Source organism: Alteromonas sp. MmMcT2-2, from assembly GCF_022348305.1.
Lineage (GTDB): Bacteria > Pseudomonadota > Gammaproteobacteria > Enterobacterales > Alteromonadaceae > Alteromonas > Alteromonas macleodii.
Genome location: NZ_JAKRFA010000090.1, coordinates 1 through 4,953, shown reverse-complemented (window position 1 = coordinate 4,953; position 4,953 = coordinate 1). Strand labels below are relative to the sequence as shown.

Sequence of the window (4,953 nt, the reverse complement as noted above, 5' to 3'; positions counted from 1 at the left end):
AGTCCTTTAACTTAGCCCGCTAGGCTTGCAGGACTGTTTCGCGATTAAAAGGCTTCCATTTAGACCAAAATTCGTACACCAAAGGTCAACAGGCCCTAGGAAAGGGTTTCAATTTGTTTTTGTTTGGGTAGTTGTTTTTGTGTGGCTGAACTCCCGGCGGTAGCAATAACGACTAAAGCCACTGCAAACCATTGTGAAAGCGTGAGGGTTTCATCAATAATGATGAACGCCGCTATGGCTGCAACGGCAGGCTCAACACTCATCATAATGCTGAAGGTTTGCTTAGGCATATTGCGCATTGCACTCATTTCTAACGTATACGGGATAGCCGACGAGAATACGCCTACAGCGAACCCGATGAAAATAGCCTGTGGCGAGAGTAAGGCGACACCTTGACTTGCAACGCCAATAGGCACTACACAGATAGCGGCCACTAGCATGCCTAATGTTACCGTAACACCGCCAGAACCTTCGTTGCCTGTTTTGTTTCCAAATACGATGTAACCGGCCCAAAACGCTCCGGCTGTAAGGGCAAGAATAACGCCGACGGGATCTAAGCTCTCGGCCGACGCGCCGCCAATATCGGGAAGCAGCAAACAAACGCCTGCAACGGCTAAAATAGCCCAAGCAAAGTCTCTCTTTTTTCTGGCACTAAAAAATGCCACAGCCAATGGTCCGGTGAACTCAAGCGCAACACCTATGCCAAGGGGAATACGCTCAATCGCAAGATAGAAGATGATATTCATTGCGCCTAAGCAAGCGCCGTAGAAAATAACGTTACGCCATCCTTTTGCGCTTAAGCGCGCTCTCCAAGGCCTAAAAATTATTGTTAACACCAACGCGGCGAAAAACGCACGAAGAGCACTGGTGCCTTCAGGGCCGACGATAGGAAAGAGTTGTTTCGCAAACGATGCACCAGACTGTATGGTTACCATCGCCAGAAGCACTGCGACTATGGCAAGTAAAAAACGTTGATTCACAATATATTGCAACCTGGATGAGACAAAACAGGATTATATTTGTTCTAAAACTGAAATGCTCGTTGATAAGGGAAAGTATTGAAAATTAAAAGGTGATAACAGCTAGTTTCATTATTTTAAACCAATGAGCCTTTTACTTTGCAGTTAGAATACACATGAAAAGTAAGTGAAATAACCAAGATCTGAATGGTGGGCAAAGCACAAGCGTGTATCATGATTATCTCGCACAAATAAATGGAATAAAGACATGGAAATGCGACAACTCTCTTCACCGATAGATATTAAAGGCTTTTCGGTGATTACCAATAATCACACTGAATTCTCACCACAGGGAAAGATACCCACACTTTGGCAAAGGTTTGATAATTCGATAGCTGTTGACTATAAAGACGGCGAGCGAGTGTATGGCGTGTATTTCAACTACGAATCCGATCATTCCGGTGACTTTTCCGTGTTGGCTGGGTTTGACGGTGACTCAGTGCCCGAACATTTAAAGGTTGAGCACATCACTATTCCCGCAGGAAAGTATCTCGTTTTTTCGCGACAAGGTGAAATGCCGCAAATTGCCATTGATGCATGGAGCGATATTTGGCGCTATTTCACAGAAGGAGGTGCCGAGTATGAAAGGACGTTTTCAATAGACTTCGAGCACTATGTGAATGGCAACCATATAGACGTTTATATAGCAATAAAATGACGTCATGTTAACTTTATAATAAAAAAACGGCGCTAATAAGCGCCGTTTTTATCATTGCTCAATATTACGTAAATTACATTTTGTACGCTACGGTAACGTATCCGAAGCGGCCAATGTTGTCGTACGCGCCGTCTATTGAACCCGTGCCTGTCGTGCCCGTCGGTAGCGCACGGTTAAACAGGTTATCAATACCCACGGTTAGGCTAACACCGTTAGCAAAGTTGTAACCCGCGGTCACGTCAGTCACAGCGTATGAAGGCAGTTCCATACGGTTGCTCGGATTTGGGTTACGCGCTAACTCTTGGTTGTCGTAAAGGCTTGAACGTTCTAGGTAGCGAGTTTTCCAGCTTGCTTCCCAATCACCACGGCTATAGTTGATGGTGAATACACCCTGCCAATCAGATTCACCTGCCGTACCTGCGTACTGATAGAATACTTCAGGGTTATCTTGGAATGGGAATTCTTTGCGGTCTTTAAGGTAAGTCGCAATCAAGCTAGTACGGAATGCGCCTTCTAGCGCGTCGAAATCATATCCTAGTTCGAAGTCGATACCCTTGGCTTCTTGACCCGCGATGTTCAATGCATAGCTACGAATCTGAGTGATTTCACCGGTAGTTCCATCACGGTCGATAAGGCCACAGTATACGTTGTTAATACCCGACTCAGAGTCAACACAGCGGTCCAAAATTGTTTGGCCGTCAATAGACGAAATCGCGTCTGTCAGCTCGATTTCCCAGTAGTCAACAGTAGCGGTAAAGCCTTCAAACCAGCTAGGAGTATAGACAACACCTAGTGTTTTAGAGATTGAGCTCTCCGCTTGCAAGTCGATGTTTCCACCGTTTACGCCTTCTAGCGTTGCTGAGTCGTAATCAGAGTTGAAATCTGCAGGGATACCTAACGCTGCACAGTTTGCAATGCGTTGGTCGGCGTTGGCTAAGTCAGCAAGGTTGTCTGTACGACATGGATCGTCTACGCGGAAGAAGGTTTGGCTTGCTTCACCATAAAGTTCACCGATGTTCGGCGCGCGTAGTGCAGATGATTTTGTCGCACGTAGACGTAAATCTTCATACACTTTCCAATCTAGACCAAGCTTCCAGCTTTTCGCGTTGCCAATCGAAGAGTAGTTGGCAATCCGCGCCGCAGTATCAAATGTCAGCATTTCTACGCCAGGGAGATCGGCAAGTAGTGGAATAGTAACTTCAGTAAATACTTCTGATACATCGTAATCGCCTTTATCTTCACCTAGAGTGTTGAAAAAGGTACCCGCTGCATTATCAGGTTCTTCAATTTCGCTTTTTTCTTTGCGATATTCAACACCGGCTGCAAAGCCAACGTATCCTGCAGGTAATTCATAAATACCAGAGTTTGCGATGGTTGCGCCAGCGTTGTATTGTTCAATTTTGCTTGTGCCAACTGATGTAGTATTGACGTAGTCAATTGCTTCTTGTGAAGGCTGACCAAAGCCCATAATGTTCAGCGGTACACAGCCGTCATCACTACCTGACGCACAAACAATGTTTCCATCGCCGTCAGTTATTGCGTTAAGTGCATTCTCGAAGTTTTGCAAAACAAGGTTGTTGCGGTTCTCACGCTCTAATTCAGTTTTGCCGTAGTTTACAAATGCCTCGTAGCTCCACTCGTCACCAATGTAGCCTTCAATACCTAGCACGTAACGATAAGTTTCACGCTCGTCTGCTTCGGTGCGGCGCCCTAGGTCAGTCATCATGCGGTTAAGCTGAATGCTGTCTAGTTCGTTTTCATCCATGTATGCGGCAACGCTATCATCTAGAAAGGCATTGTTACGATAAATGGTTGTCTCTGAGCCGCCATAGAAGAAAGCAGGCTGACCCATTGTAATTGCACGAGTACGCGCGTACTTAGCCTGTGCATACACTGTGGTGTCGTCGTTTAGCTCGTAGTTACCTTTTACATTTAGGTTAGTACGATCAAACTCAGGCTGAAGCTGCGTAAACTGGCGCAGGTTAAACGAATCACAGTTTGCGCAGAACGCACCGTCTACTTGGTCACCGGTGTAGATTTCGCGAATTGAACCGTCAGCGTTGAAAGTCTGAGAGTTGCCGCCAAAAACGCCAGAGTTGTTTAGTGTGTAGTAGCCCGCATTAGCAGTGTAAAAGTTGTCAGGAAATGCCGTTGAATTTAACTGGTCTTCACTGCGCTCGTATCCCATGATGCTTTCAAAGCTCATATTACGATACGACGTTGCAGTCCAAGGGTTGTCAAGGGCCTCTAAAGCTTCTTGTGAGCTGTATTCGGCTGCAAAAGCAATGTTGCCGCGATCATTGTCGAAGTTAAAGCCGTATGATGCTTGGTATTTATCGTTCTTATAACCGTTTTCCTGTGCAAAGCCTTGCGTCGCACTCACGTCGAAACCTTCAATGTTCTTTTTAAGAATGAAGTTAACAACACCAGTTACTGCATCTGCACCATAAACCGCAGAAGCACCGCCAGTAACGATTTCTACGCGCTCAATCCACGAAGTAGGGATGGTGTTGGTATCTACCGCTGCAGAGCCTGCTGAAGAAGATACGTGACGTTTACCGTCTACCAATACTAACGTGCGGTCAGTACCCATACCGCGTAGGTCAAGAATATTTAGACCGGCAGTTCCAATAAATTGACCTGAATTACCCAATGAGAATGTGTTTGCAAGTGAAGGAAGCTCATTAAGCACCTCACCAATGTTCATCGCACCTGAATTAAGAAGTGACTCACCAGAAATGGCTGTTACTGGTGATGGAGCGATAGCGCCCTGACGAGAGATACGAGAACCGGTGACCTGAATTTTTTCAACGTCAGCGCTTTCATTTGTTGAGTCCTGTGCAAGAACGTTGCCTGAGGTCAACGCGACACTTCCTGCTAATGCTAACTGAACTGCAGTTGCAATATTTTTCATGGATTGTTCCTAGTGAATTAGATTTACGTGCTTGTTGTTGGTTAACGCCCCGTAAATAGGCAAGGGCTAGCCAAATTGCATGCGTAGTTTTTACTTATGTTGCAATGGCGCGCATTCTAATTATCTAGTATTAAATAAATCAATTTTTTGCGGTGAATTAAATTCTAGCTATGAAAGAGTTAACTTAATTTTAAAGAATTTATAAATAGTAGGTTTAATTAATATTTTTAAGTTTTGTATTAATAATACTCAATAATTGTTTTCCTGATTACCCACATTTCTCAGTTATTGTTATACTGTATATATAATCAGTGTTTGAGTGAGATAGATCATGGCGAAGAATCAGGTACAGTTTCAGAAGG

General features: G+C 44.7%; 3 protein-coding genes. 1 reads left to right on the top strand and 2 read right to left on the bottom strand.

Annotation, left to right across the window (positions count from 1 at the left end; genetic code table 11):
• Nucleotides 1–95: 95 nt before the first annotated feature.
• A complete protein-coding gene (locus MHM99_RS20720) occupies nucleotides 96–980 on the bottom strand; it encodes a DMT family transporter (RefSeq protein ID WP_080986407.1) in 885 nt (294 codons plus the stop codon).
• A gap of 247 nt (nucleotides 981–1,227) precedes the next feature.
• On the opposite strand from MHM99_RS20720, the gene MHM99_RS20715 reads away from it, so the two are divergent.
• Nucleotides 1,228–1,677, top strand: a complete 450-nt coding sequence (locus tag MHM99_RS20715; protein ID WP_049587216.1) for an effector binding domain-containing protein — start codon at nucleotides 1,228–1,230, stop codon at nucleotides 1,675–1,677.
• A gap of 73 nt (nucleotides 1,678–1,750) precedes the next feature.
• Here the strand turns inward: MHM99_RS20715 and MHM99_RS20710 are convergent, their stop codons facing one another.
• Nucleotides 1,751–4,591, bottom strand: coding sequence for a TonB-dependent receptor (locus tag MHM99_RS20710; RefSeq protein ID WP_014949791.1), 2,841 nt, complete (start codon nucleotides 4,589–4,591; stop codon nucleotides 1,751–1,753).
• Between the last annotated feature and the right edge of the window lie 362 nt (nucleotides 4,592–4,953).